Genomic DNA, 25727 nt, shown 5'->3' on the forward strand with positions numbered 1-25727 from the left:
AGGGTCGGGAAGAGAGTTGCCGACCAGACTTCCCGGCGCACCTCGATCGAGGCTACCGGGCCAGCAGCTCGCGCACCTGCCGGGACAACCCGGCGTCCCCGCGGGAGACGCCGTCCAGCCGGGTGACCGTCGCCGCACCTCGGATGCCGGACAGCAGCCACACCGCGTCGGCGGCCTGCAGGTCCTCGACCGATCCCGGCGTGACCGCGGTCGGCCACCCGGCCGCCTCGGCCCGGTCGAAGAGCCGGGCCTGCGTGGTGCCGGCCAGGATGCCGGTCTCCACCGGCGGGGTGTGCAGCCGGCCGCCGGCGGCCCAGACGACCGTCGACGTCGGCCCCTCCAGCAGCCGGCCCTCCACGGAGGTGAGGACGACGTCGTCGGCGCCGACCGCGTGCGCCTGCCGCAGGGCGGCCATGTTCACCGCGTAGGAGAGCGTCTTGGCCCCACCCAGCAGCCACGGGGCGCCGGCGCGGACGTCGGCGGGCACGCCGAGGGAGAGGCTGACCACGGCGATCCCCTCCTCCCGCTGCCGCAGCGTCTCCCCCGGCACCGGGGCCAGCAGGGCCAGCAGCGTCGGCGCGGTGCCGTCGCCGAGGCCGCGGGTGAGCAGGACCCGGCAGGCCCCCTCGACGTCGGCCGGCCAGTCGGCGACCCCGGCGGCCACCACGGCCCGGACGGCGTCGTCCCCGGGGTGGGTCAGCGCCATGATCGCCGTGGAGCGGCGCAGCCGGTGCAGGTGCGCGTCCAGGTGCGGCGTCGCCCCGCCGGTGACCAGCACCGACTCGAACACGCCGTCGCCCCGGCCCAGCCCGAGGTCGAACCCGGTCACCACCGGCTCGTCAGGGGCGACCACCGTCGCCGCGCCGTCCCGCCAGACCACGACCCGCGCGTTCGTCACGACACCCACCCTGCCTTCGTCACGACGTCCACCATGCCGTACCGGCGAACTAGGCTCGGCACCGTGTCCGGACCGGAGAGCGCGCCGCCGTTGGCCGCCGAGCTGCGGGCCCGCGGCCTGCGGCTGACCAGCCAGCGGCAGCGGGTGCTGGCCGCCGTCGCGGCGCTGGAGCACGGCACCCCCGAGGAGATCGGCGCCCGGCTGCGGGCCGACGCCGGCCCGGGCGGCGCCGCCCCGGACACCTCGACGGTCTACCGGACGCTGGAGCTGCTCGAGCGGCTCGGCCTCGTCTGGCACACCCACCTGGGCAAGGGCGCACCGATCTACCACGCCGCCCAGCACCCGCACCTGCACGTCGTCTGCCAGTCCTGCGGTGAGGTCCAGTCGGTCGACCCCGCGCTGCTGGACGGTGCCGCGGAACGTCTGGGCGCCCAGCTGGGTTTCACCCTGGACGTGGGCCACGTGGCGCTGTCCGGCACCTGTCGAGCCTGCGCGGAGAAGGAGGACGCATGAGCTCGCCCCTGCTGCAGCGCCCCGGCGCGGTCGCCCTGGACGTCGACGGTGGTGGCTCGGTCGCCGCGCACTACGGGGAGCCGCTGCCCGAGCAGCGCCGGCTCGCCGAGGGCGCCGGGCTGGTCGACCGCAGCGACCGGGACGTCGTCGCCGTCCCCGGTCCCGACCGGCTGAGCTGGCTGCACGACCTGTCCTCCCAGCACCTGCGCGACCTGCCCGACGCGACCGGCACCGAGGCGCTGTTCCTCGACCCGAACGGACGGGTCGAGCACCACGCGGTGCTGACCGAGCTCGCCGGCACCACCTGGGCCGACCTCGAGCCGGGCACCGGTGCGGCGCTGGCCGGGTGGCTGCAGAAGATGCGGTTCATGCTCCGGGTGGAGCCCGAGCTGCGCACCGCGGACTGGGCCCTGCTGAGCCTGGTCGGGCCGCAGGGCGACGCGGTGCTCGCGGCGGCCGGCTGGCCGGTGCCGGGAGCGGAGCACGCCGTCGCGCCGCTGGACGGCGGGGGCTGGGTGCGCCGGATGCCCGCGATCGGCGACGGGACGGCCGCGGTCGTCGACCTGCTCCTGCCGCGGGCCGAGTTGGCCGCCCGGGCCGACGCCCTGCTGGCCGCCGGTGCGGTGCTCGCCGGGCTGGACGCCTACGAGGCGCTGCGGGTGGAGGCCCGTCGCCCGCGCGCCGGCATCGACTCCGACCACCGCACCATCCCCAACGAGCTGGTCTGGCTGAGCACCGCCGTCCACCTGGACAAGGGCTGCTACCGCGGGCAGGAGACGGTCGCCCGGGTGCACAACCTCGGCCGCCCGCCGCGCCGCCAGGTGCTGCTGCACCTGGACGGGATGAGCGAGGTGCTCCCCGCGCCCGGCACCCCGGTCACCGCCGGCACGCGCGAGGTCGGCCGGGTGGGCAGCGTGGTGCGCCACCACGAGCTGGGCGTGATCGCGCTGGCGCTGGTCAAGCAGTCCGTGGCACCGGACGCCGACCTGCGGGTCGGGGAGGCGGTCGCCGTGATCGACCCCGAGGACGCCCCGGCGGAGCTGGACGACACCCGGGCGGCGGCCCGCGACCGCGTGCGCGCCGTCCGGTCTGCGACGATGCGGCCCGAGTCGACGCGTTCGTGAGCATCGCAGCGCGCGCCAGCGAGTGAGGGGTGGAGCGGTTGCGCAGCCGGGACGCGGGATGGTGAGCACCCCGGTCGGCGTCCAGGGCACCCTGCTGACCCTGGCGCCGACCGGCGCCGAGTCGGCCAAGGCCGACGTCCCGGCCCTGCCGGTCACCGTCGAGGAGGTGGTGGCCACCGCCCGCGACTGCCAGGCCCTCGGCGCAGCGGTGCTGCACCTGCACGTGCGGGGCACCGACACCCGGCCCACGCTGGACCTGCCCCGGGTCCGGGAGGTCGTGGCCGCCGTCCGGGAGGCCACCGACCTGGTCGTCCAGCTCTCCACCGGCGGCGCGGTCACCGACCCGGCCGAGGCCCGGCTGGCGGTGCTGGACGCCGCGCCGGACGCCGCCTCGCTGTCCCTGGGCACGGTCAACTTCGGCCGCGACGTCTTCTACAACCCCTGGGACCTCATCGTCGAGCTGCACACCCGGATGCAGCAGCGCGGCGTCGTCCCCGAGTACGAGGTGTTCGACCTGGGCCAGCTGGCCACCCTCGCCCGGCTGCTCGACCGGCACGGGCCGCCCGCCGGTGGGCACGTGCACGTCGACCTGGTGATGGGGGTGCCCGGCGGGATGCCCGGGACGACCGCCGCGCTGGCCGCCTGCCTGCCGTTCCTCCCGCCCGGGGCCACCTTCGCCGCCACCGGCGTGGGCCGCACCTCGCTGCCGGTGATGCTCGCCGCGCTGTCGGCCGGCGGTCACCTGCGGGTCGGCATGGAGGACACCCTCACCTACGCCCCCGGCGAGCCGGTGCGCGACAACGCCCAGCTGGTGGCCCGCGCGGCCGGGCTCGCCCGGATCGCCCAGCGCCCGCCGATCACCCCGACCGAGGCCCGGCAGCTGCTGGGCATCACGCGCGTCCCCACCCCTGCGGAGGTCCCCCGATGACTGCCCCTCTCCCGGCCGGCGGTGCCGGTGTCGACGAGCTGCTCGACCCGTCCTTCCTGGACGGCGTCCAGCAGCTGCCGATGGCCGACGTCCGTGCGTTGCGGCACCGCGCCGAGCAGGGGGAGGTCAACCTCTCCTACACCCGGCGGCTGCTCCAGGGCCGGCTGGACATCGTCCGCCGGGAGCTGCAGCGGCGGGCCGAGCACGACGGGCGCTCGCTGGTCGACCTGCTGCCGGAGATCCTCTCGGAGAAGGGCCGCGGCCCCGCGCACGGGCTCGGCCGGCACCAGACCGTCCAGCCGACGTCCCCGGAGCAGTTCGAGACCTGGGTCAACGGGCTGGCGCCGGGGGTGGACCTGTCCGACGTCCCGTCCCTGCCCGACGACCAGCTGGAGCAGGCCGCCCGGGCGCTCGGCGAGGGCGAGCGGACGCTGTCCGAGCGGCGCCGTGGTGTGCAGCAGGTGATGGACACCGTCGCCGGTGAGCTGGCCCGCCGCTACCGCGAGGGCCTGGCCGACGTCGCCCAGCTGCTGGCCGACGAGTCCCGGCACCGCGCCTGATGGGCGACCAGTTGAGCCGCTGGGCCGACGAGCCGGTGCTCGTCGAGGTCTGGCGGGCCGGTCTCGGCGTCGACGTGCTGGAGTCGGTGCACCGCGGGGCGCTGGTCGTGCTCGGTGCCGACGGCGCACCCCTGCTGGAGGTCGGCGACGTCGCCCGGCCGGTGCTGCCGCGCTCGTCGAACAAGCCGGTCCAGGCCACCACGTACCTGCAGGCGGGCTGGGAGCCCCGGCACGACCGGGAGCTGGCCATCGCGGCCGCCTCGCACAACGGGGAGGACGAGCACCGGGCGCTCGCCGGCGAGCTGCTCGCCGGCGCCGGGCTGGGCCCCGACGACCTGGGCTGCCCGCCGGCGCTGCCGCAGCACGAGCGCACCCGGGCCGAGTGGCTGGTGGCCGGTCGTGCGCCGGAGCGGCTGGCGATGAACTGCTCGGGCAAGCACGCGGCGATGCTGGCCGCCTGCGTGGCGGCCGGCTGGCCGACCGCCGGGTACCTGGACCGCGACCACCCGCTGCAGCAGGCGATCGAGGTGCGGCTGGGCGAGGCCGCGGGCGAGCCCGTCGCCGCGGTCGTGGTCGACGGGTGCGGTGCGCCGCAGCACGCGATCTCGCTGACCGGGCTGGCCCGCGGTGTCCTGTCGCTGGTGCAGGCCGAGCCCGGCACACCGGGGCGCCGGGTCGCCGACGCGATGCGCGCGCACCCCTGGCTGGTGGCCGGCACCGGCCGGGAGGACACCGAGCTGATGCAGGCGGTGGACGGTCTGCTGGTGAAGGGCGGGGCCGACGGGGTGCACGTCGCGGCGCTGCCGGGGGCCGGGGCCGTGGCCTTGAAGCTCGACGACGGCGGCGACCGGGGCCGGGCGCCGGCGCTGGCCGCGGGGCTGCGGCGCCTGGGGGTGCCGGCCGAGACGCTGGCCCGGTGGCTGGTCACGCCGGTGAGCGGTGGCGAGGGCGTGGTGGGCGAGGTCCGGGCGGCCGCCGTCCTCGGCTGAGGGCGGGCCGCTAGCAGCCTGCTTGCAGCAGCTAGCACGTTGGGCTAACGTGGGGGCTGTGCAGCGACCCACGGAGTTCGTCCGGGAGCAGGTGACCGCGGTCCGCGAGAGCGTGGCGACCGCGGCCGCCGAGGCCTCGACGGTGAACACGACCGTCAGCTCCTCGGTGGGTGAGTTCATCCGCACCCAGCGCAACGCCGCCGAGGTGTCGCTGCGCGAGCTGTCCCGCCGCGCCGGGGTCAGCAACCCGTACCTGTCCCAGGTCGAGCGCGGGCTGCGCAAGCCCTCGGCCGAGATCCTGGCGCAGATCGCCCGCGGCCTGAAGATCTCGGCGGAGACGCTCTACGAGCAGGCCGGGATCCTCGACCGGCGGTCCGGGACGGCCGGCACCGTCGCCGCCCTGCGCGCCGACGAGGCGCTCTCCGAGCGGCACAAGGCCGTGCTCCTGGAGCTGTACGAGACCTACACCCGGGAGCACGCCGCGCACCTGGCCCGTGAGCAGGCGGCGGCGCCCACCACCACAGCAGCACCCACCCCCACTTCGCAGGAGGAGACGGCATGAGCCGCACCGACACCCTGAAGAACCAGACCCTCGTGCAGCAGGGCGAGACCCTGGTCCGCACCGGCCTGCTGGCCGCGCTCGGCGCCGGCGACGTCGCGGTCGACCGCGCCCGCACCGTCGTCGGCACCTTCCGCACCCGCGCCGAGGCGCTGCCCGGCGAGGCCCAGGTGCAGGCCGACCTGGCCGGCAAGGAGGCCCGCAGCCGCGTCGAGGCCGCCCGTGCCCGCGCCGCCCAGGCGGCGGCCGAGGCCCGGGTCCGCGCCGAGCAGGCCCGCGGGGCCGCCACGGCCGTGCGCCCGGAGACCGTGCTCGGCACCGTCACCGGTCTCGTCGAGAACGCCCGCACCCAGGCCCTCGAGGCGATCGAGGAGCTGGCCGGCCGCGGCGAGAAGGTCGTCGGCGAGCTGCGCACCCAGCCGGCGTTCCGCCGGGTCGCCGCCCGGACCGAGCGGGCCGTCGACGCCGTCGAGGACACCGTCGAGGACGTGCTGGAGGAGACCGGCGAGACCGTCGGCAAGGCCTCCGACGAGGTGACCTCGGTGGCGCAGAAGGCCAAGTCGCGCACCGACAAGGCCGTCGACGCCGTCGAGGACGCCGTCGAGGACGTGCTCGAGGAGACCGGCGAGACGATCGGCAAGGCCTCCGACGAGGTGACCTCGGTGGCGCAGAAGGCCAAGTCGCGTACCGACAAGGCCGTCGACGCCGCCCAGCAGGAGACCCAGGAGGTCGCCGACTCGGCCAAGCGCAGCGCCCGGGGGACCACCGCCCCGGCGAAGAAGGCGCCGGCCAGGAAGGCAGCCGCCAAGCGCACCACCAAGGCCACCCCGGCGACCGTCGCCCCGGTGATGTCCGAGGGCACCACGGTGCCCGACCCGCTGGCCGTCCCCGCGAAGAGCACCGACGCCACCAGCTGAGGAAGGCAGAAGGACCCCCTGCCCCCCACGCCTCGCGCGCTCGGCGCGGGCCCCTGCAGGGGGCCTGACCCCGCCACTCGCGAGCTCGCGGCGGGACCCTGCACGGGGGCCTGACCGCGCCCCGGCGCCCGCACTGCGGGTGCCGGGGCGCCGTGCTGTCCACCCCCAGGCGGCAGGACCGTGGTGCCGCGAGGGTCGAGGCGCCGCCGGGAGCCCCCGCGCGCCTATCCTGCTGACATGGCTGGCATCGACGGGCTCATCAACCTCGTCGTCTTCTACGCGACCCTCGCCCTCGCCGCGTGGGCGTTCATCGACGCGATCATCCGACCGGCCGCCGCCTTCGTCGCGGCCGGGAAGCTGACCAAGCCCGGCTGGATGGCGATCACCGGCATCGCGACGCTGGTGCTGCTCTGGCAGGGGCCGCTCAGCTTCCTGGGCCTGCCGGCCGTGATCGCCGCCGTCGTCTACCTGGTCGACGTGCGCCCCGCGGTGCGCGGTCTCCCCCGGGGCAACTCGAGCTGGTGAGCTCACCGCTCCCTGAGGGAGCGGTGGTCAGCGCCGGTCGTCGCGCGGCATGACGACCCACAGCACCAGGTAGGCGATGAACTGCGGGCCCGGGAGCACGCAGGAGACGACGAACGCCACCCGCAGACCGGTGCGGGACAGGCCGAACCGGCGGGCCAGACCGGCGCACACCCCGGCGATGACCTTGTGCTGGGAGTCGCGGGTGAGCCGGCGGGATGCGGGAGCGGTCATGGCCCGACCCTACGGCCGACGCCCGGACCGGCGCAGCCCTCGCCGCCACTCAGTCGAAGATGCCGGCCGGTGGTGGCGGCGAGGGCTCGGCGGCGGCGTCGGTCACCGGGGCCGCCTGCCCGACGAAACGGTCCAGCTCCGCGCCGCTGACGACCCGGGAGGGCATCGGGTCACCGGCGCAGCGGCGGGTGAGCCCGGGGATCGGCAGCTCCGCCGCCGAGGCGACCGCCACGGTGTTGCCGAACCGCCGCCCGCGCAGCGTGCCGGGCTCGGCGAGCAGCGCGACGTGGCCGAAGACGGCCCGCAGGGTCGCCGCCTCGGCGCGCGCGAACCGCAGCGGCGGGCCGTCGGAGACGTTCCAGGCCGTCGTGCCACCGGGGCGCAGCACCCGGGCCACGTCGGTGGCGAACTCGACCGTGGTCAGGTGCGCCGGGGTGCGGGCGCCGGCGAAGACGTCGACCAGGACGACGTCGGCGCTGGCGTCGGGCAGCGCGGCCAGGCCCGCCCGGGCGTCGATCCCCCGCACCCGGACGCGGGCGTTGCGGGGCAGGGGCAGCTCCCGGCGGACCAGCTCGGTGAGCGCCTCGTCGAGCTCCATCACCCGCTGCGCCGACCCCGGCCGGGTCACCGCCACGTAGCGGGGCAGCGTCAGCGCACCCCCGCCCAGGTGCACGACGTCCAGCGGCCGTCCGGGCTCGGCGACGAGGTCGAGCACGTGGCCCATCCGCCGCACGTACTCGAACTCCAGGTACGCGGGGTCGGTCAGGTCGACGTGGGACTGCGGGGTGCCGTTGACCAGCAGCTGCCAGGCGCCGTCCCGGTCGGCGTCGGCGAGCAGCTCCGCCGTCCCGCCGCCCACCTCGGTGGCGCCCGGGAGTGCGGTGAGGTGCCCGCGGTCGCGTCGGCCCACGGTCAGCGGCCCCGCAGCAGGGCCTCGGCGGCCCGGTCACCGTGCACCGTCACGTCGGCCGGGCGGCCCCACAGCCGCAGGAGCAGCTGGGCCGCCGTCCCGGAGAGCTGGGCGTCGGCGTCGGCGGTGGCGCCGTCGGTGCAGCGGACGGCGCCGTCGGCCACCTCGACGGTCCAGCCGCGCCCGAGGTCGGTCGCGGTGACGCCGACCGACGCCCGGGCGGTGGCCAGCGGGGCGGTGTGCTGCCAGCGGGGGAGGACGACGGTCAGCAGCTCGTCCACCCCGTCACCGGCCAGCACCGGGTCGACCGGGGCGGGGGCCAGGGAGGCGGCCGCCTCCAGGTCCTGCCGGTGGACGGTGTGCTCGTGGGCCTGCCGCCGGGCCCAGTCCCGGGCGGTGTGGGCGGCCGCGGGGCTCATGTGCCAGGCCGGCGCGTCGGGGTCGGTGGTGCGCAGCGTGGCGACCAGCTCGGTCAGGCCCAGGGCGTACCAGCCGTGCAGGTCGTCGTGCGGCGGGGCGATGCCGCTGTAGGAGCCGGGCGCGCGGGTGTGGCCGGCCCGCAGGATCCCGGTGACCCAGCGGTGCACCGCACCGAGGTGGGCGATGAGATCCCGGGCCGTCCAGCCGGCCACCCACGGCACCTCGGTGTCCAGCCCGCCGGCGGCCGGGGTGCGCCCGGCGGCCAGCTCCTGGGCGAGGACGCCGATCCGCTCGCCGTCCTGCACGACCGCGGCGATGCACCGGTCGTGCAGCTCGTCGGGGGTGAGCAGGGGGGCGGGCACCTCGTCATCGTGCCGCACGCGGTGGCTCAGGCCGGCGCGACCGCCGACCAGCGCACGCTGACCTCGCCGTGCCGCCACCGCCGGCTGGGGCCGACCAGCGGCCAGCCGTCGGCGGCCAGCGTCTCGACGGCGGCGGCCCAGCGCTGCCGCGGGCCGAACGTGGACAGCCCGGCCGCCGAGGCCCAGGCGGTGTCGAAGGCGGTGAGGAAGGCGTGCACCGGCTGGCCGGGGACGTTGTGGTGGATCAGCGCCTTGGGCAGCCGTTCGGCCAGGTCCGAGGGCCGCTCCAGGTCCGACACCCGGGCGGCGAGGGTCAGGGTGAGCGGGCCGTCCTCGTCCAGGGCCACCCAGGTCGAGCGTCGTCCCCACTCGTCGCAGGTGCCCTCGACCAGCAGGCCCCCGGGCGCCAGCGCGGCGCGCATCGTGTCCCAGGCGCGGGTGGCGGACTCCTCGTCGTACTGGCGCAGCACGTTGAACGCCCGCACCAGCACCGGGCGCAGGCCGGCGAGCTCGAACCCGCCCACCCGGAAGTCCACCCGCGGCGGGTCGCGGTCGGCGGCGACGGCGGCCACCCGCTCGGGGTCGATCTCCAGGCCGACCACCTCCAGCCGGTCGACCTCCGGGGCGAGCCGGTCGACCAGCTCCAGCGTGGTCACCGCCGACGCCCCGTACCCGAGGTCGACGACCAGTGGTCGGGCGGCGTCGCGCAGCCGGGCGACCTGGGTGGCCACCAGCCAGCGGTCGACCCGGCGCAGCCGGTTGGCGTTCGTGGTGCCGCGGGTCGGCAGCCCGAGCGCGCGGGCGCGGCCGGCGGCCAGCCGGGGGGCCTTGCGGACGGGGGGCAGCGACGCACGCTGGGTGTGGTCGCTCACGGTGCACGAGGTTAGTCGGAGGGCCGTTTACCGTGGTGCCGTGCAGGTACGCCATGACGCCCGGCTGGCGGACCTGACGACCCTGGGGGTCGGCGGTCCGATCGAGAGGCTGGTCGAGGTCACCGGCCGCGACGAGCTGGTCGCCGCCATCCGGGACGCCGACGACGCCGGCCGCCCGCTGCTGGTGCTCGGCGGCGGCTCGAACGTCGTGGCCCCGGACGCCGGCTGGCCCGGCGACGTGGTCCTGGTGCGCACCCGGGGCATCGCGCGCCGGGACGCCGCCGACGGCGTCGAGCTCGAGGTGGAGGCCGGTGAGCCCTGGGACGACCTGGTGGCGCACACCGTGGCGCAGCGGCTGGCCGGGATGGAGGCGCTGTCGGGCATCCCCGGCTCGACCGGCGCCACCCCGGTGCAGAACGTCGGCGCCTACGGCCAGGAGGTCGCGGCGCTGATCACCTCCGTGCGGGTGTACGACCGCGCGGGCGGGGTCGAGCGGGCGTTCGGCCCGGCCGAGCTGGGCTTCGCCTACCGGGACAGCCGGCTCAAGCAGCAGCCCGGCGCGTACGTCGTCCTCTCGGTGACCTTCCGGCTGCGGGCCTCGGAGCAGTCCAGCCCGGTCAGCTACGCGGAGCTCGCCAAGGCGCTGGGCGTCGAGCTGGGCGAGACGGCGCCGCTGGGCGCGGTGCGCGACGCCGTGCTGGCCCTGCGCCGCGGCAAGGGGATGGTCTGGGACCCGGCCGACCCCGACTCGCGCAGCGCCGGCTCCTTCTTCACCAATCCCGTCGTGCCGGTCGGCACCGCCGTCCCCGAGTGCCCGTCCTGGCCGGCCGGCATCGGGGCCGACGGGGCCGCGCAGGTGAAGCTGAGCGCGGCCTGGCTGGTGCAGCACTCCGGCTACGGCCGGGGCACCCGCGCGGGCCGGGTCGGGACGTCGTCGCGGCACAGCCTGGCGCTGACCACCGAGCCCGGCGCCACCGCCGCGGAGCTGATGGCCTTCGCCGGCCAGGTGGTCGCCGCGGTGCGCGAGCAGTTCGGCGTCACCCTGGTGCCCGAGCCGACCGCGGTGCGCCCGTGAACCCGGCCGAGTCCCTGCAGCTGGGCGCCCTCTACGACGCGCTGCGCTCCCCGGCCCCCATGCCGGCCGATCCCGCCCAGCTGACTCGGTGGATGGCCCGCGTGGAGGCCGACGCCGCACTGACCGGGCTGATCTCCCGGGTGCTGAACTCCGGGAGCGCCACCGCGGCCGAGGTGACCGACGCGCAGGCGCTGTTCGAGCGGAGCGGCACCGCCGCCGACCCGGCGCGGGTCACGCGGGCCTACGAGGTCCTGCACCGCAACGCCGAGTAGGCCGGCGTCGAGATCGGGCTGGGTGCTGGGCCGGCGTGCCCGGTGGCAGCCCTCAGCCCGATCTCGGCCCGGCCGAGGGCTCAGTCGGACTCGCGGTGGACCTTGTGCTGGGCGGCCTGCGCGCGCGGGCGGACGACGAGCAGGTCGACGTTCACGTGGTGCGGCCGGGTGACCGCCCAGGCGATGCAGTCGGCGACGTCCGCGGCGACCAGCGGCTCGCGCACCCCGCGGTAGACGGCGTCGGCCTTCTCCTGCGACCGCGTGCGGTTGAGCGAGAACTCCTCGGTCCTGACCATCCCCGGCGCGATCTCGACCACCCGGACCGGCTCGGCCACCAGCTCCAGGCGCAGCGTCTCGACCAGCGTGTGCACCCCGTGCTTGGCGGCGGTGTAGCTGGCGCCGCCCTCGTAGCTGACCAGCCCGGCCGTCGAGCCGACGAACACCAGGTCACCCGCGCCCGAGGCCCGCAGCGCCGGCAGCAGCGCCTTGGTCACCCGCACGGTGCCCAGCACGTTGACGTCGTAGGTGCGCTGCCAGGAGTCGAGGTCCGCGTCGGCCACCGGGTTGGTGTCGAACGCGCCGCCGGCGTTGTTGACCAGGACGTCGACCCGGTCCAGCCCGGCGGCCAGCGCGGCCACCGAGTCGGGGTCGGTGACGTCGAGCTGCACGGCCCGGCCGCCGATCCGCTCCGCCAGCTCGGTGAGCCGGTCGATCCGGCGGGCGGCCAGCACGACGGAGAACCCGTCGGCGGCCAGCCGCTCGGCGGTCGCGGCGCCGATGCCGCTGGAGGCGCCGGTGACGACGGCGACGCGGCCGGCCCCGCCGGGAGGGGTGCTGGTGGAGGACGGGGCGACGGGGCTGGACATGTGCCCATCCTGGCGCTGTTGCACACTGAGAGCACGACAGGGGTGCCCGATCGGGTGCCGTACGACCCACCAGGCCGACGGTCGGCCAGGCGCCCGAGCGGGAGGAGCTCCGTGCCCGCTCGCCGCTCTCCGCGCCAGCCCACGCCGTGGCGCGCCGGTGCCGTCCCGGAGCCGGCCGCGCCGGTGCTGCCCCGCCGGGTGGCGACCCTCTCGGTGCACACCAGCCCGCTGGAGCAGCCGGGCGCCGGTGACGCCGGGGGCATGAACGTCTACGTGGTCGAGGTCTCCCGCCGGCTGGCCGACCGTGGGATCGCCGTCGACGTGTTCACCCGGGCCACCTCCAGCGAGCAGCCGCCGGTGGTCGAGATGAGCCCAGGCGTGACCGTGCGGCACGTGAGCGCCGGTCCGTTCGAGGGGCTGGGCAAGCAGGAGCTGCCCGCCCAGATGTGCGCCTTCACCGCCGCGGTGCTCCGTGAGGAGGCCCAGCACGAGCCGGGCCACTTCGACGTCGTCCACTCCCACTACTGGCTCTCCGGTCAGGTCGGCTGGCTGGCCCGGGACCGCTGGGGCGTGCCGCTGGTGCACTCGGCGCACACCCTGGCGAAGGTGAAGAACGCCGCGCTGGCCGAGGGCGACGAGCCCGAGCCCCGCACCCGGGTGATCGGTGAGGAGCAGGTCGTCGCGGAGGCCGACCGGCTGGTGGCGAACACCGCCGAGGAGGCCCGGCAGCTGGTCGACTTCTACGACGCCGACCCCCGCCGCACCCTGGTCGTCCCGCCGGGCGTGGACCTGGACTGCTTCCGGCCCGGTGACCGCCAGGCCGCCAGGGCGCGGGTCGGGGTGGCCCCGGACGCCGTCGTCCTGCTGTTCGTCGGCCGGATCCAGCCGCTCAAGGCCCCGGAGATGCTGCTGCACGCCGCGGCCCGGATGCTCGCCACCGACCCGGCCCTGCGCGACCGGCTCGAGGTGCTGGTCGTCGGCGCGCCCAGCGGGTCGGGGCTGGCCGAGCCGCAGCGGCTGCAGGAGCTCGCGGTCTCCCTGGGCGTCGCCGACGTGGTCCGGTTCGTGCCGCCGCAGGCGCCCGCGCAGCTCGCCGACCACTACCGGGCCGCCGACGTCGCCGTCGTCCCGAGCCACAACGAGTCCTTCGGCCTGGTCGCGCTGGAGGCCCAGGCCTGCGGCACGCCGGTGGTCGCCGCCGCGGTCGGCGGGCTGCCCACCGCCGTGGACGACGGGGTGTCCGGGCTGCTGGTCACCGGCCGCGACCCCGAGGGCTACGCCGCGGCCATCCGCCGGGTGCTGGCCCGCCGGGAGCTGCTCGCCGCCGGTGCGCGCCGGCACGCCGCCGCCTTCAGCTGGGACCGCACCACCGACTCGCTGGTCGATGCCTACGCCGCGGCGATGAGCGAGATGGGCCGGCGCCGGGTGCGCCCCGCACACCGGGCCGCCGAGGCCGTGCGGCTGCTGACCGGCGGGAACAGCGTCGGAGGCCGGGCCCGGCGATGAGCGAGCGCAGCGTGTCCGAACTCGACGCCGTCGTCGAGGAGACGCTGCGCGCGGCCGAGCTGGAGTACGAGCACCCGGGGCAGGGGCGCTTCGTCGTCACCCTGCCGGGCACGAAGAAGCTGAAGACGGTCGTCGGGCTGACCATCGGCGCCCACGCCCTGACGATCGAGGCCTTCGTCTGCCGGCAGCCCGACGAGAACCGGGAGCAGCTGTGGGCCTGGCTGCTGCAGCACAACGCGCGCAGCTACGGGGTCAGCTGGTCCATCGACAGCGTCGGTGACGTGTACCTGACCGGCCGGCTCCCGCACGCGGTGATCAGCCCCGAGGAGATCGACCGGCTGCTCGGCTCGGTGCTCAGCCACGCCGACGACCACTTCAACACCCTGCTGGAGATCGGCTTCGGCACCTCGATCCGCCGCGAGTGGGACTGGCGGGTCAAGCGCGGGGAGTCGCTGCGCAACCTGGAGGCCTTCGCCGCCTTCGCCGACCCCGCCCGGCGGCCCCGGGACCCGCAGGGGTGAGCACCACCGAACGCCCGGTGCCGGCGGCCGACCAGCTGCCGCCCGGCTACGAGCGCCGCTGGTGGGTGCTCGGCACGATGATCGTCTGCCTGCTCATGGTGATCATGGGCAACACGATCCTGAACGTCGCGCTGCCCACCCTGCAGCGGGAGCTGGACGCCACCCAGGGTGAGCTGCAGTGGGCGATCGACTCCTACATCTTGGTGTTCGCCGGCCTGCTGTTCAGCTGGGGCGTCATCGGCGACCGGATCGGCCGGCGCAAGGTGCTGCTGGCCGGGCTGACGATCTTCGCGATCGGGTCGGTGCTGGCCGCCTTCAGCGACTCCGCGCTCGAGCTGATCGGCTGGCGGGCGCTGATGGGCGTCGGGGGTGCGGCCATCCAGCCGGCCACCCTCGCCGTCATCACCAACGTCTTCCCCGCCGGCGAGCGGGGCCGGGCGATCGGCTTGTGGGCCGGTGCCTCCGGGCTGGCCGTCGCCGGTGGGCCGCTGGCCGGCGGGCTGGTGCTGGAGCACTTCTGGTGGGGTGCGGTCTTCCTGCTCGGCGTCCCGGTCGCGGCGGTCGGCGTGGTCGGGGTGCTGACCGTCGTCCCCGAGTCCAAGGACCCCGACCCGGGCCGGCTCGACGTCCCCGGCGTGCTGCTGTCGATCGCGGCGCTGGTCGGGGTCGTCTACGGCATCATCCGCGGCGGCAGCGAGGGCTGGGGCGAGCTGCAGACCTGGGGGCCGCTGGCCGCCGGCGTCGTCCTGCTCGCCGTCTTCGTCTGGTGGCAGCGGCGCACCGCGCACCCGGCGCTGGACGTCTCGCTGTTCCGCAACCCCGCGTTCTCCGCGGCGGCCGGGGCGCTGGCGCTCAACTTCTTCGCCCTGCAGGGGGCGACGTTCTACCTCGTCTACTACCTGCAGGGCGTGCGCGGGTACTCACCGCTGGAGAGCGGGGCCTCGCTGGTGCCGGTCGCCCTGGGCATCGCGCTGACCGCGCCGCGCACCTCGCGGCTGGCCGAGCGGTTCGGCGCCAAGGCCGTCTGCGCCACCGGCTTCACGCTGATCGCGATCTCCTTCGCCGGCATCCAGCTGCTGGACGCCGACGCACCCGTCTGGCTGGTGCTCGCCGACCTCGCGCTGCAGGGCGTCGGCATGGGCGCGGTGATGGCCCCGGCGACCGAGTCGATCATGTCCGTCGTCCCGCGGGAGAAGGCCGGCGCCGGGGCGGCCGTCAACAACGCGGTCCGCCAGGTCGGCGGCGCCTTGGGCGTGGCGATCCTCGGCTCGGTGCTGGCCACCTCCTACGCCAACCGGCTCGGGGACGACGTCCTGGCGCTGCCGGCGGGGGCACGGGACCAGGCGGGGGAGTCGATCGTGGCGACCCTCGCCGCGGTGCAGGACGCCGAGGCCGCCGGCGGGGAGACCGCGGCAGCGGCTGCGGCCCTCGTCGACCCGGCCCGGGAGGCGTTCGTCGGGGCCATGCACCTGACCGCCGTCGGCACCGCGGGGTGTGCGGTGGTCGCCGCGATCGTCGTCCTGGTCTGGCTGCCCGGCCGGCGCCGCACCCCCTGAGCGGTCCCTCCCTCGCGCGACCGGGTGTCACCCGGCGGGGCGCTCACGGCTGCCCGGCTCGGGACGCTGCGTCGAGGAGTGACCCGCCGCACGCCTGCTCGGGTGACCCTCGACCGGACTGTGCGGTATCCGTTGACCACGGAGCGTGTTGACCGTCAGGGTCAGGGGTGAACGGCTGCGATCCCCGCGCCGAACTGCGAGGAGCTGCCGTGCTCGACCCCGCCCTGTCCCACACCGTGCTGTCCCACGCTGCCCGGTCGGTGGTCCGCCGTGACCCCTTCGCCCCGCTGCTGGAGAGCAGCCGGGCCGAGATGATGCGGCGGCACGTGCGCGAGGGGGTGGCCACGCACTCGGTGCCCACCGCCGGGGCGCCCCAGCCGCTCACGGTGTTCGACGACGGCCGGACCCGGATCAACCTGGGCACCAACAACTACCTCGGCCTGGCCGGCGACCCGCAGGTGGTGGAGGCCGCCGTCGCCGCCCTGCGGCAGTACGGCACCAGCGCGGCCGGCAGCCGCATCCTCAACGGCACCACCCGCCTGCACCTGACCCTGGAGCGGGAGCTCGCCGAGCACCACGGCACCGAGGACGCGGTGCTGACCTCCGCGGGGGTCAACGCCAACGCCGCGATCCTGTCCACCATCTGCGCGCCCGGTGACGCCCTGCTCGTCGACGCCCACGCCCACGCCAGCCTGCACGCCGCGGCGGCGGCCAGCCGGGGCACCGTGCTCCGCTTCACCCACAACTCGGCGGCGTCCCTGGAGCGGCGGCTGGCGCGCCTGGACCCCGAGGCCGGGGCGGTCGTGGTCGTCGACGGCGTCTACTCGATGAGCGGGGAGGCCGCGCCGCTGGCGGCGATCGCCGGCCTCTGCCGCCGGTTCTCCGCCCGGCTGGTGGTCGACGAGGCGCACGGGCTCGGGGTGCTGGGGGAGAACGGCCGGGGCGCGGCGGAGGCGGCCGGGGTCCTGGACCGGGTCGACGCGGTCACCGTGGCGTTCAGCAAGTCGCTGGCCAGCGTCGGCGGCGCGGTGCTGACCTCCCGCGCGGTCGCCGACGGGATCCGCGCCTCGGCGATGCCCTACATCTTCAGCGCCGCGAACGCCCCCGCGGCGGTCGCCGCCGCGCTCGCCGCACTCCGGGTGCTGCGCCGGGAGCCGGAGCGGATGCAGCGGCTGCGGGACAACGGCGACCTGCTGCGGCGGGTGCTCACCGAGTGCGGGGTCCCGCCCGTCCCCGGCAAGGGCGCCGTCATCGCCGTCCGCACCGGCGAGGACGAGGCCACCCGCAGTGCCTGGGCAGCGGCGCACGAGGCCGGGGTCTACACCAACGCGGTGCGCTACCCGGCCGTCCCGCGGGGACAGGGCGTGCTGCGGCTGTCGGTGATGGCCACCCACACCGAGGAGCAGCTGCGGCTGGCCGGGGAGCTGGTCGCCGCCGCCGTCCGCGGGGTGCGCACCCCGGAGCCGGCCAACGCGATGGCCTGACGCCTCCGGCAGCACCGCCGGACGCCGCCGCCTCCGCCTGCTGTGCACGGGGCCGGCGGCGGTCGGGCAGGATGGCCGCGTGAGCGACACGACGAGCACCGGGACCCTCATCCTGCTCCGCCACGGCGAGAGCGAGTGGAACAAGGCCAACCTGTTCACCGGCTGGGTGGACGTCGAGCTGTCGGAGAAGGGCCGCGCCGAGGCCGCCCGCGGCGGGCGCCTGCTCGCCGAGCAGGGGCTGCTGCCCGACGTCCTGCACACCTCGCTGCTCAAGCGGGCCATCACCACGGCGGAGCTGGCGCTGGCGGCGGCGGACCGGCAGTGGATCCCGGTCCGCCGTTCCTGGCGGCTCAACGAGCGGCACTACGGGGCGCTGCAGGGCAAGGACAAGGCCGCCACCCTCGCCGAGTACGGCGAGGAGCAGTTCATGACCTGGCGGCGCAGCTACGCCACCCCGCCGCCGCCGATCGAGGCCGGGAGCGAGTACAGCCAGGACGGCGACCCCCGCTACCGGTTCCTCCCCTCCGAGGCCCGCCCGGCCACCGAGTGCCTCGCCGACGTCGTCGTCCGGATGCTGCCGTACTGGTACGACGCGATCGTGCCGGACCTGCGCAGCGGCCAGACCGTCCTGGTGGCCGCGCACGGCAACAGCCTGCGGGCCCTGGTGAAGCACCTGGACGGCATGGGCGAGGACGAGGTCGTCGGGCTGAACATCCCCACCGGCGTCCCGCTGCGCTACGACCTGGACGACGACCTGCGGCCGGTCAAGCCCGGCGGGCAGTACCTCGACCCCGAGGCCGCGGCCGCCGCGATCGAGGCGGTCAAGAACCAGGGCAAGAAGTAGCGGACGACGAAGGGGCCCCGGCGCATCGCGCCGGGGCCCCTTCGTCGTGCGGTGGATCAGCGGGGGTCGGTGACCGCCGGGGCCGGCTTCTCGCCGGTGACCAGGAAGACCACCCGGCGGGCCACGCTGACCGCGTGGTCGGCGAAGCGCTCGTAGTAGCGGCCGAGCAGCGTGACGTCGATGGCCGACTCCATGCCGTGCACCCAGGTCGGGCTGAGCAGCTCACGGAACAGCTGCTTGTGCAGCTGGTCCATCAGGTCGTCCTCGGCCTCCAGCTCGATGGCCGCCTCGACGTCGCGCTTGGCGATGACCGTGCCCGCCTTGGTCACCAGGCTCTCCGCGATGTGCCCGGCCTCCAGGAGGACGGGCCGGACCTCCTGCGGCACCGCGTGCTCCGGGAACCGCATGCGGGCCACCTTGGCGATGTGCTCGGCCAGGTCGCCCATCCGCTCCAGGTCGCCGACGATCCGCATGGCCGTGGTGATGGTGCGCAGGTCGGTGGCGACCGGCTGCTGGCGGGCCAGCAGGGTGAAGCAGCGCTCCTCGATGCTCTCCCGGACCGCGTCGATGCGCTCGTCGCCGGCGATCACCAGGTCGGCGAGGGCGACGTCGGCGTCCAGCAGGGCGGTCGTGGCCGTGCTCATCGCCGAGCCGACGGAGTTGGCCATCTCCACCAGGCAGGCGTTGATGTCGTCCAGTTCCTCGCGGTAGCTCTCTCGCAACACGGTTCCTCCTCGTCCCGTCGCCGCGCGCACGCGGCACCCGGGGGACGGCGACCCGGGACGACGCGGTCCCCCCGCGTGTGCGCCGCCGGCGGATTCGTCGGTCGCGACACGTGTGTGGACGAGGGTAGAGACCCGTGTGCGGGCCTGAGCGGTCCGCCAGGTGAACGGCCAGGGGCCCGGCGGTGAACACCTCCGCCCCGACCGGGTGATCGGCCGCGACGATGCTGGTCCCGGTGCGGGGCGTGTCTAGCATCGGCATCGTGGACCCGGTGGTCGCCCTGCTGGTGGGCCTGGTGCTCGGCCTGCTGCTGACGGCGTCAGCGGCGCTGGTCGTGCGCTCCTCGCGCGCCCGGAAGCAGGCCGTGGACGACCGCGCGGCCGGGGTCGCCGACCGCGCCGCGCGCCGTGCGGACTCCGACGCCGTGCTGAGCCGGCGGCTGGTCGACCTGATGGACCCCGCCGTCGTCCTGCTCGGTCCCGACGACGCGGTCCTGCTCGCCAACGCCTCCGCCCGGGCGCTGGGCATCCTGCGCGGCAACCGGCTGCTGGTCGCCGGCCTGGTGGAGGTCGCCCGCGAGGTGCAGTCCACCGGGAGCCACCGGGCCGACATCGCCCTGCCCAGCGACCTCGTGGGCGCGGGGCCCCGGATGGTCGCGGTGCACGGCATCCGGCTCGCCACCGGCCCCGCCGGCGCCGCCGGGCCGGTCGCCCTGGTGCTGCAGGACGTCACCGAGGCCCGCCGGGTCGAGGCGGTCCGCAAGGACTTCGTCGCCAACGTCGGGCACGAGCTGAAGACGCCGGTCGGGGCCCTCGCGCTGCTGGCCGAGGCGGTGCAGGGCGCGGCCGACGACCCGGAGACCGTGCAGCGGTTCGCCGCCCGGATGAGCCACGAGGCCGACCGGCTGGCCCGGCTGGTCCGCGAGCTGATCGACCTCTCCCGGTTGCAGGGCGCCGAACCGCTGCCGGAGCTCGTGCCGGTCGCGGTCGGCACCGTCGTCTCCGAGGCGGTCGACCGCACCCGCGCCGCAGCCGCGGCGAAGGACATCCAGCTCGCCGTCGCCGTCCAGCCCGGCCTCGTCGTCCGCGGCGTGGAGGCGCAACTGGCCACCGCGCTGACCAACCTGCTCGCCAACGCCGTCGCCTACAGTCCGGGCGGCACCACGATCGCCGTCGGCGCGCGGGCACGGGCCGGCTTCGCCGAGGTGGCGGTGACCGACTCGGGCATCGGCATCCCCCGCTCGGACCGCTCCCGGGTGTTCGAGCGCTTCTACCGGGTCGACGCGTCACGGGCCAGTGCCACCGGCGGCACCGGGCTGGGGCTGGCGATCGTCAAGCACGTCGCCACCAACCACGGCGGCACGGTGACGGTCTGGAGCGAGGAGGGGCTCGGCTCGACCTTCACCCTGCGCATCCCGCTGGCGGCCGAGGCCGACCGCTCGCTGGCCGACGACGGTGCGCCCGAACGGCCACCGGTACCGCCACTGCACAGCCGCCAGACATCCGATCAGGGCCCCACCGGGGCCGACGAGGGACCCTCCGGGGCCCTGCAGAAGGGACGGTCATGACCCGAGTGCTCGTGGTGGAGGACGAGGAGTCCTTCTCCGACGCGCTGTCCTACATGTTGCGGCGGGAGGGCTACGACACCGTCGTGGCCTCCACCGGGACGGACGCGCTCGTCGAGTTCGACCGGGCCGGAGCCGACATCGTGCTGCTCGACCTGATGCTGCCCGGGCTCTCGGGCACCGAGGTCTGCCGGTCGCTGCGGGCCAAGAGCTCCGTGCCGATCATCATGCTCACCGCCAAGGACGCCGAGATCGACAAGGTGGTCGGGCTCGAGCTGGGCGCCGACGACTACGTCACCAAGCCGTACTCGGCCCGTGAGCTGGTCGCCCGGATGCGGGCCGTGCTGCGCCGCGGCACCGAGGCCGAGCCCACGGCCGAGGGTGCCCTCGTCGCCGGACCGGTCCGGCTGGACGTCGACCGGCACGTCGTCGCGGTCGACGGCCAGACGGTGTCCCTGCCGCTCAAGGAGTTCGACCTGCTCGAGCTGCTGCTGCGCAACGCCGGCCGGGTCCTCACCCGGGGCCAGCTCATCGACCGGGTGTGGGGCGCGGACTACGTCGGGGACACCAAGACCCTCGACGTCCACGTCAAGCGGCTGCGCGCCAAGCTGGAGCCCGACCCGGCCAACCCGCGCTACCTGGTCACCGTCCGGGGGCTGGGGTACAAGTTCGAGGCCTAGTGGGACTGTCGGCCTCCGGCCTCCCACCGCGGCCAGGAGCCGGGTCGGGCTGCGCTGAGCCGTTCCTGTCAGCCCGGGGGAGGACCCTGCGGGCCCGCCGCCCGGGCTGACCGCCTGCGGCGGGTCCCGTCATGCCGGAGGTGGACCCTGCGGGCCCGCCGTCCGGCATGACCACCGGTGGAGGTGGCCGATCTGGGGGACGCGACGGGCTGCGCTGACGCACACAGGACCTCTCGGGGCTCGTGTCAGGCGGCTGCTGGTGGTGGTCGGCCCTCGGGACGCGACGGGCCTTGCTGACTCACCCGCGGGACCGGTCGGGGCCGCGGGGCAGGCGGCTGCTGGTGGCGGTGGTCGGCCCGGGGGCGGGACGTGCTCGCTTGCTCGCTGGCGGGCCGGCGGGACCTGGGGGTCCCGCCGGGGCGCTGTTACTGGCCGCGGCCGGTCTCGTCCTGGAGTTCGTCGATCTTCTTCGAGGCGTCGGCCTTGTTGATGTCGTCGGGGACGTCCTCGCCGGCCTCCCGGGCCAGGGTGTTCAGGTAGCTCTTCTGCGCGCCGGTGGCCGGCTCGCCACCGGTGACCCAGTCGTTCGGGTCCTTCTCGGTGCTCTGCGGGCTGTCCGGGCCGGTGCTGTTCGCTTCGCTCATGTGTTCGAAGCTACGCGGGCTGCCGGACCCGTGCAGCTCGAGCGGCGGCGGCCGACGTGTCCGGCGCAGTGTCCTGCGCCGTCTCCTGCGCAGGTGCCTGGGTGGCCGCCTGCGTGGCGGCCCGGGAGGCGAGCTCGGCGCGGTGCTCCTCCCACCGCCGGCCGGTGCGGAAGACGTGGCTGCCGCCGCACGACGGGCACTCGACCGCCACGGCAATGTGGGTGGGGTGGTTGGCGACCGATCGGATCCGCCGGTCGGCGACCAGCTCGTCGGTCCGGGTCACGGGGCAGGTGATCAGCAACATGGGAAGAGCGTCGCCGTCGTCACGTGAACGGACGAGTGGCAGACGTGACCACGACCGCAGGTTTTCTGCCATGCTCTCGCCATGACCGCGACCGACCGTCCGCTGGTGGTGAGCGTCGTCGTCGCCGACGGCGTCGTGGGCAACTTCGGGCTGGGGGTGACGTCGGAGGTGTTCGGCTACGACCGCACCGCGATGGGCCTGCCGCTGTTCGACTTCGCCCTGGTCACCGAGGTGCCCGGGGTGGTGCAGACCGACACCGGCGTCCGGCTGCTGGTCGACGACGGGCTGGAGCGGCTGGCGGTGTCCGACATCGTGCTGCTCACCGCCTGGGAGCTCTACGAGCGCGAGCCCTCGGCCGCGTTGATCGCCGGGATCCGCGACGCGCACGCGCGGGGCGCCATCGTGGTCAGCCAGTGCACCGGTGCCTTCATCGTGGCCGCCGCCGGGCTGCTGGACGGCTGTCGGGCCACCACGCACTGGCGGCACGCCGGCGAGCTGGCCGCGCGGTTCCCCGCCGTCACCGTCGACCCCGCCGTCCTCTACGTCGACTGCGGGCAGCTGATCACCGGAGCGGGCACCGCCGCCGGCGTCGACACGCTGCTGCACCTGGTCCGCCGGGAGTGGGGCCCCGCGGCGGCGAACGCGCTGGCCCGGGACATGGTGGTGCCCCCGCACCGCGACGGCGGCCAGGCTCAGTTCATCGACGAGCCGGTGGCCCGCTGCGAGGACGACCTGCTCGGCCTCGTCCTGGAGTGGGCCCGCGGCCACCTGGCCGAGGAGATCACCGTCGACCTGCTCGCCCGCCGGGCGCTGATGAGCCCGCGCAGCTTCGCCCGCCGGTTCAAGGCCACCACCGGCACCACCCCGCACGCCTGGTTGCTCGCCCAGCGGCTGGCCGCGGCCGAGTCGCTGCTGGAGGGCAGCGACGCCCCGGTGGAGGAGATCGCCCGGCTGGTCGGGTTCGGCACCGCCGCGGGCCTGCGCGAGCAGTTCGCCCGGCGGCGCGGGGTCTCCCCACGCGCCTACCGGCAGACGTTCCGGGCCGGGGCCCGCCCCGGCGGCTCAGCCGGGACGGCGCCGGTGCAGCTCCACCGGGACCGGCCGGGGGCTGGCCGGGTGCGGGGCGACGAGGCCGGCGTCCAGGCGGGCCTCGGTCAGCCGGCGTAGCTCGCCGTACGCGGCCGGCCCCAGGAGCGCGGTGAGCTCCGGGCCGTAGGTCTCCACCAGCGGCTCGGCGGCGACGTGCGCCGTCGGCGAACCCGTGCACCACCAGTGCAGGTCGTGCCCGCCCGGGCCCCAGCCCCGCCGGTCGAACTCGCCGATCGTGGACACCAGCACCCGGCTGTCGTCGGGGCGGTCGACCCACTCCTGCTCCCGGCGCACCGGCAACTGCCAGCAGACGTCGGGCTTGGTCTCCAGCGGGTGCCGGCCCTGCCGCAGCGCCATGGCGTGCAGCGCGCAGCCGGCGCCGGCGGGGTGCCCCGGGCGGTTGAGGAAGACGCAGGCACCCTCGACCACCCGGGTGCGCAGCGCCTGCTCGGCCTCCTCGCCCGGGGCCGGCTCGGTCAGCGTGTCCGGTTCGGTCCAGTCGTCGCGGACGACGGCCGTGCCGGGGTGCCGCTGCCAGTCCTCCGGCGTCAGCTCGCCGACCGACTCCTCGACCCGGGTGAGGTCGTCGGTGTCGGTGAAGAAGGCGCCGTGGTTGCAGCAGCCGTCCTCGGCGCGCCCGGCCACCACGCCGGCGCAGCCACGCCCGAACACGCAAGTCCAGGCGCTGGTGAGCCAGGTGAGGTCGGCGCGGACGAGGTGCTCGGGATCGGCGGGGTCGAGGAACTCGATCCACTCGCGGGGGAAGTCCAGCCCGACCTCGGGAGGGCTGTCGGCGGCTGTGCTCGGGTCCACCGGCGCAGCGTAAGCGCCGCACCCGGCAGACTCTCCGGCATGCGACTCGGGGTGCTGGACGTCGGCTCGAACACCGTGCACCTCCTGGTGGTGGACGCACACCGCGGTGCGCACCCCACCCCCATGCACGACGACCGCTCCGTCCTCCGGCTGGCCGAGCACGTCGGCGCCGACGGGAAGCTGTCGAAGGCGGGGGAGAAGAGCCTGCTGAACGCGGTGCAGAAGGCCAAGCAGCAGGCGGCCGCGCAGCGCTGCGACGAGCTGCTGGCCTTCGTCACCTCCGCGATCCGGGAGGCGGACAACGGGGCCGCGGTGCTCCGCCGGGTCCGCGAGCAGACCGGCGTCGACCTGCAGGTGCTCACCGGCGAGGACGAGGCCCGGCTGACCTTCCTGGCGGTCCGGCGGTGGTTCGGCTGGAGCGCCGGCCGGCTGCTGGTGCTCGATATCGGTGGCGGGTCGCTGGAGCTGGCCACCGGCGTAGACGAGGACCCCGACGTCGCGCTGTCGGTCCCGCTCGGCGCCGGCCGGATGACCCGCCGGTTCCTGCCCGACGCCGAGACCGGGGGCCGCCCCGACCTGTCCGCGCTGGACGCGCTCGCCGAGCACGCCACCGACGTGCTGGCCCCGGTCGGCCGGAAGCTCCGTGACGCCGGGACGCCGGACCTGGTCGCCGCGACGTCCAAGACCTTCCGGACGCTGGCCCGGCTGGCCGGTGCCGCGCCGTCGGCCGCCGGGCTGCGTGCCCCGCGGGAGCTGACCGCCACCGGCCTGTCCCAGGTGCTCGGCTTCGTCTCCCGGATCGAGTGCACCGCGCTGGCGGAGCTGCAGGGGGTGTCGGCGCAACGCGCGCACCAGGTCCCGGCCGGTGCCGTCGTGGCGCAGGCCGCGATGCGGGCGGTGGACGTACCGTTCGTGCGGATCTGCCCGTGGGCGCTGCGCGAGGGCGTCATCCTGCGGCGCCTGGACCAGCTGGAAGGAGCGTGATGACGCAGCCCAACCCGTCGGGGGAGTACAGCGTCCGCTCGCTCGCCGAGATCCTGCGCGAGCACGGTCTGGAGAGCGAACTCGGCACCCGCCCGGGCCGGCGGCGGCAGACCCCCGGTGCTGCCGAGACCGGCCGCTCGGCGCGGGTGGACACCGGCTCGGGGACGCCCCGGGCGGGCGCGCCCTCGGCGCCGCCGAACGGCCGGGCCGCCGCCCCGCCCCGCTCCCCGGCACGGGCACCGGAGCGCGCGCCGTCGGTCCCGGTCTGGACCCCGGCCCCCGAGCCGAAGGCGCGACCCGCCGCCGGCCTGCTGGCCCCGCAGACGCCGTCGGCCCCCGCCTCGCCCCGGCCGGCGCCCGGCCGCGCGGACGAGGCGCCTCCCGCGGTGCGCACCGGCCGGCGGAAGTCCGACGGCACCCCGACCGGCCCCGGCGGGGAGCCGCTGTTCGGCACCGGGCCCTCGACCGCCGCCATCCCGGCGGCAGCCCCGACGACGACCTCCACACCGGCCGCCACGCACACCGGCTCCGGGCACACCGGCTCGGCGCACGCCGCCGCACCGCGCACCGGCCCCACGGGGGCGACCGCCCGGGGCGCGGGACGGCGCGGCGCCGACCACCCGGTCACCGGCCCGATCCCGGTCGCCGCCGCTCAGGCGGAGGCGGCCAGGACTGCGGCCGCCCGGGCCGACGAGGAGCCGCTGACCGGCCGGGAGAGCGTGCTGGCCTGGGCGCGGTTCGCCGGCGAGCTGGTGGTCGCGCTCGCTGCCGGCATCGGCGTCTACTTCGCCTTCACCGTGCTGTGGGAACTGCTGCCCTACGTCGCCCTGGTGGCGGCGCCGGTGACGGTCACCGGTCTGGTCGCCGGGGTGGCGGCGTACCGGCAGCGCCGCGGTCAGGGGGCGCTGCCGGTCCGGCTGCTGGCGGTGCTGCTCCTGGCCGGGACGGTGCTGGTGATCGCCCCGGCCGCGGGCCTGCTCGCCAGCAGCTGACC

General features: G+C 76.0%; 30 protein-coding genes. 20 read left to right on the forward strand and 10 right to left on the reverse strand.

The features are described 5' to 3' along the window. Positions 1 to 52: 52 nt before the first annotated feature. On the reverse strand, positions 53 to 898 hold the full coding sequence (locus FB380_RS09395; protein WP_166754833.1) for an aminotransferase class IV: 846 nt from the start codon (positions 896 to 898) through the stop codon (positions 53 to 55). Between the two features lie 63 nt (positions 899 to 961). Between FB380_RS09395 and FB380_RS09400 the strand changes: the two genes are divergently transcribed. From FB380_RS09400 to FB380_RS09435, 8 genes are all read left to right on the forward strand, one after another. Continuing rightward, positions 962 to 1411, forward strand: a complete 450-nt coding sequence (locus FB380_RS09400) for a Fur family transcriptional regulator (protein ID WP_229681851.1) — start codon at positions 962 to 964, stop codon at positions 1409 to 1411. Then, positions 1408 to 2535: a CAF17-like 4Fe-4S cluster assembly/insertion protein YgfZ gene (gene ygfZ, locus FB380_RS09405; RefSeq protein ID WP_166754835.1), complete on the forward strand. Its 1128-nt coding sequence runs from the start codon at positions 1408 to 1410 to the stop codon at positions 2533 to 2535. The genes FB380_RS09400 and ygfZ overlap by 4 nt, the downstream gene beginning before the upstream one ends. Before the next feature lie 58 nt (positions 2536 to 2593). Then, entirely contained in the window at positions 2594 to 3463 is an 870-nt protein-coding gene (locus tag FB380_RS09410) for a beta-keto acid cleavage family enzyme (RefSeq protein ID WP_166754836.1), read from the forward strand. Then, on the forward strand, positions 3460 to 4023 hold the full coding sequence (locus FB380_RS09415) for an RsiG family protein (protein ID WP_166754837.1): 564 nt from the start codon (positions 3460 to 3462) through the stop codon (positions 4021 to 4023). The genes FB380_RS09410 and FB380_RS09415 overlap by 4 nt, the downstream gene beginning before the upstream one ends. After that, positions 4023 to 5012, forward strand: coding sequence for an asparaginase (locus FB380_RS09420; RefSeq protein ID WP_166754838.1), 990 nt, complete (start codon positions 4023 to 4025; stop codon positions 5010 to 5012). The genes FB380_RS09415 and FB380_RS09420 overlap by 1 nt, the downstream gene beginning before the upstream one ends. A 58-nt stretch (positions 5013 to 5070) precedes the next feature. Beyond that, complete coding sequence (locus FB380_RS09425) at positions 5071 to 5574, forward strand: helix-turn-helix domain-containing protein (protein WP_166754839.1); 504 nt, start codon at positions 5071 to 5073, stop codon at positions 5572 to 5574. After that, the gene (locus FB380_RS09430; RefSeq protein WP_166754840.1) at positions 5571 to 6488 is read left to right on the forward strand and encodes a hypothetical protein; all 918 of its coding nucleotides are present in this window, start codon (positions 5571 to 5573) and stop codon (positions 6486 to 6488) included. Before FB380_RS09425 ends, FB380_RS09430 begins: the two co-directional genes overlap by 4 nt. Positions 6489 to 6725: 237 nt before the next feature. After that, a complete protein-coding gene (locus FB380_RS09435) occupies positions 6726 to 7013 on the forward strand; it encodes a DUF2516 family protein (RefSeq protein WP_166754841.1) in 288 nt (95 codons plus the stop codon). A gap of 27 nt (positions 7014 to 7040) precedes the next feature. Here FB380_RS09435 and FB380_RS09440 read toward each other — a convergent pair whose 3' ends face one another. Genes FB380_RS09440 through FB380_RS09455 form a run of 4 tightly spaced genes read right to left on the reverse strand, consistent with a single transcriptional unit; the run spans position 7041 to position 9808 of the window. Further along, positions 7041 to 7244 (reverse strand): PspC domain-containing protein, encoded by a 204-nt coding sequence (locus tag FB380_RS09440; protein ID WP_166754842.1) that lies wholly within the window; start codon positions 7242 to 7244, stop codon positions 7041 to 7043. A 49-nt stretch (positions 7245 to 7293) separates the two neighbouring features. Then, a complete protein-coding gene (locus tag FB380_RS09445) occupies positions 7294 to 8154 on the reverse strand; it encodes a spermidine synthase (RefSeq protein ID WP_166754843.1) in 861 nt (286 codons plus the stop codon). Between the two features lie 2 nt (positions 8155 to 8156). Next, positions 8157 to 8936, reverse strand: a complete 780-nt coding sequence (locus FB380_RS09450; RefSeq protein WP_166754844.1) for a maleylpyruvate isomerase N-terminal domain-containing protein — start codon at positions 8934 to 8936, stop codon at positions 8157 to 8159. A 26-nt stretch (positions 8937 to 8962) separates the two neighbouring features. After that, positions 8963 to 9808: a class I SAM-dependent methyltransferase gene (locus tag FB380_RS09455; protein ID WP_166754845.1), complete on the reverse strand. Its 846-nt coding sequence runs from the start codon at positions 9806 to 9808 to the stop codon at positions 8963 to 8965. 40 nt (positions 9809 to 9848) lie between these two features. Here FB380_RS09455 and FB380_RS09460 point away from each other — a divergent pair, with 40 nt between their 5' ends. Both FB380_RS09460 and FB380_RS09465 read left to right on the forward strand, forming a co-directional pair. Then, positions 9849 to 10883, forward strand: a complete 1035-nt coding sequence (locus tag FB380_RS09460) for a UDP-N-acetylmuramate dehydrogenase (RefSeq protein ID WP_166754846.1) — start codon at positions 9849 to 9851, stop codon at positions 10881 to 10883. Further along, complete coding sequence (locus FB380_RS09465; RefSeq protein ID WP_166754847.1) at positions 10880 to 11155, forward strand: hypothetical protein; 276 nt, start codon at positions 10880 to 10882, stop codon at positions 11153 to 11155. The genes FB380_RS09460 and FB380_RS09465 overlap by 4 nt, the downstream gene beginning before the upstream one ends. 80 nt (positions 11156 to 11235) lie before the next feature. On the opposite strand, the gene FB380_RS09470 is transcribed toward FB380_RS09465, so the two are convergent. Then, positions 11236 to 12021: an SDR family oxidoreductase gene (locus FB380_RS09470; RefSeq protein ID WP_166754848.1), complete on the reverse strand. Its 786-nt coding sequence runs from the start codon at positions 12019 to 12021 to the stop codon at positions 11236 to 11238. 111 nt (positions 12022 to 12132) lie between these two features. Here FB380_RS09470 and mshA point away from each other — a divergent pair, with 111 nt between their 5' ends. The 5 genes from mshA (at position 12133) to FB380_RS09495 (ending at position 17932) form a co-directional block, all read left to right on the forward strand. Next, positions 12133 to 13527 carry a D-inositol-3-phosphate glycosyltransferase gene (mshA, locus tag FB380_RS09475; RefSeq protein ID WP_229681852.1) on the forward strand — a complete coding sequence of 465 codons (1395 nt, stop codon included), beginning with the start codon at positions 12133 to 12135 and terminating at the stop codon, positions 13525 to 13527. Beyond that, positions 13524 to 14048, forward strand: coding sequence for a type III secretion system chaperone family protein (locus FB380_RS09480; protein ID WP_166754849.1), 525 nt, complete (start codon positions 13524 to 13526; stop codon positions 14046 to 14048). The genes mshA and FB380_RS09480 overlap by 4 nt, the downstream gene beginning before the upstream one ends. After that, positions 14045 to 15604 carry an MFS transporter gene (locus FB380_RS09485; protein WP_188959502.1) on the forward strand — a complete coding sequence of 520 codons (1560 nt, stop codon included), beginning with the start codon at positions 14045 to 14047 and terminating at the stop codon, positions 15602 to 15604. Before FB380_RS09480 ends, FB380_RS09485 begins: the two co-directional genes overlap by 4 nt. A 209-nt stretch (positions 15605 to 15813) precedes the next feature. Next, entirely contained in the window at positions 15814 to 17088 is a 1275-nt protein-coding gene (locus FB380_RS09490; RefSeq protein ID WP_166754850.1) for an aminotransferase class I/II-fold pyridoxal phosphate-dependent enzyme, read from the forward strand. A gap of 79 nt (positions 17089 to 17167) precedes the next feature. Next, positions 17168 to 17932 carry a phosphoglyceromutase gene (locus FB380_RS09495; RefSeq protein WP_166754851.1) on the forward strand — a complete coding sequence of 255 codons (765 nt, stop codon included), beginning with the start codon at positions 17168 to 17170 and terminating at the stop codon, positions 17930 to 17932. A gap of 56 nt (positions 17933 to 17988) precedes the next feature. Here the strand turns inward: FB380_RS09495 and phoU are convergent, their stop codons facing one another. Beyond that, a complete protein-coding gene (gene phoU, locus FB380_RS09500) occupies positions 17989 to 18657 on the reverse strand; it encodes a phosphate signaling complex protein PhoU (RefSeq protein ID WP_229681853.1) in 669 nt (222 codons plus the stop codon). A 242-nt stretch (positions 18658 to 18899) separates the two neighbouring features. Here phoU and FB380_RS09505 point away from each other — a divergent pair, with 242 nt between their 5' ends. Continuing rightward, positions 18900 to 20222, forward strand: a complete 1323-nt coding sequence (locus tag FB380_RS09505) for a sensor histidine kinase (protein WP_229681854.1) — start codon at positions 18900 to 18902, stop codon at positions 20220 to 20222. Beyond that, entirely contained in the window at positions 20219 to 20899 is a 681-nt protein-coding gene (locus FB380_RS09510; RefSeq protein WP_036333121.1) for a response regulator transcription factor, read from the forward strand. Before FB380_RS09505 ends, FB380_RS09510 begins: the two co-directional genes overlap by 4 nt. A gap of 425 nt (positions 20900 to 21324) precedes the next feature. Here FB380_RS09510 and FB380_RS09515 read toward each other — a convergent pair whose 3' ends face one another. After that, complete coding sequence (locus tag FB380_RS09515) at positions 21325 to 21543, reverse strand: DUF3072 domain-containing protein (protein WP_166754852.1); 219 nt, start codon at positions 21541 to 21543, stop codon at positions 21325 to 21327. 10 nt (positions 21544 to 21553) lie between these two features. After that, positions 21554 to 21847, reverse strand: coding sequence for a hypothetical protein (locus FB380_RS09520; RefSeq protein WP_166753292.1), 294 nt, complete (start codon positions 21845 to 21847; stop codon positions 21554 to 21556). Between the two features lie 81 nt (positions 21848 to 21928). On the opposite strand from FB380_RS09520, the gene FB380_RS09525 reads away from it, so the two are divergent. Then, on the forward strand, positions 21929 to 23014 hold the full coding sequence (locus tag FB380_RS09525; protein ID WP_166754853.1) for a helix-turn-helix domain-containing protein: 1086 nt from the start codon (positions 21929 to 21931) through the stop codon (positions 23012 to 23014). Here the strand turns inward: FB380_RS09525 and FB380_RS09530 are convergent. Next, positions 22910 to 23749 (reverse strand): DUF3109 family protein, encoded by an 840-nt coding sequence (locus tag FB380_RS09530; RefSeq protein ID WP_166754854.1) that lies wholly within the window; start codon positions 23747 to 23749, stop codon positions 22910 to 22912. The two genes, FB380_RS09525 and FB380_RS09530, sit on opposite strands and share 105 nt — an antisense overlap. A gap of 39 nt (positions 23750 to 23788) precedes the next feature. On the opposite strand from FB380_RS09530, the gene FB380_RS09535 reads away from it, so the two are divergent. Both FB380_RS09535 and FB380_RS09540 read left to right on the forward strand, forming a co-directional pair. Beyond that, positions 23789 to 24733 (forward strand): Ppx/GppA phosphatase family protein, encoded by a 945-nt coding sequence (locus FB380_RS09535; RefSeq protein WP_166754855.1) that lies wholly within the window; start codon positions 23789 to 23791, stop codon positions 24731 to 24733. Next, positions 24733 to 25725, forward strand: a complete 993-nt coding sequence (locus tag FB380_RS09540; RefSeq protein ID WP_166754856.1) for a hypothetical protein — start codon at positions 24733 to 24735, stop codon at positions 25723 to 25725. Before FB380_RS09535 ends, FB380_RS09540 begins: the two co-directional genes overlap by 1 nt. The last annotated feature ends 2 nt before the right edge of the window (positions 25726 to 25727 follow it).

This window comes from Modestobacter marinus, assembly GCF_011758655.1.
Taxonomy (GTDB): Bacteria; Actinomycetota; Actinomycetes; order Mycobacteriales; family Geodermatophilaceae; genus Modestobacter; species Modestobacter marinus.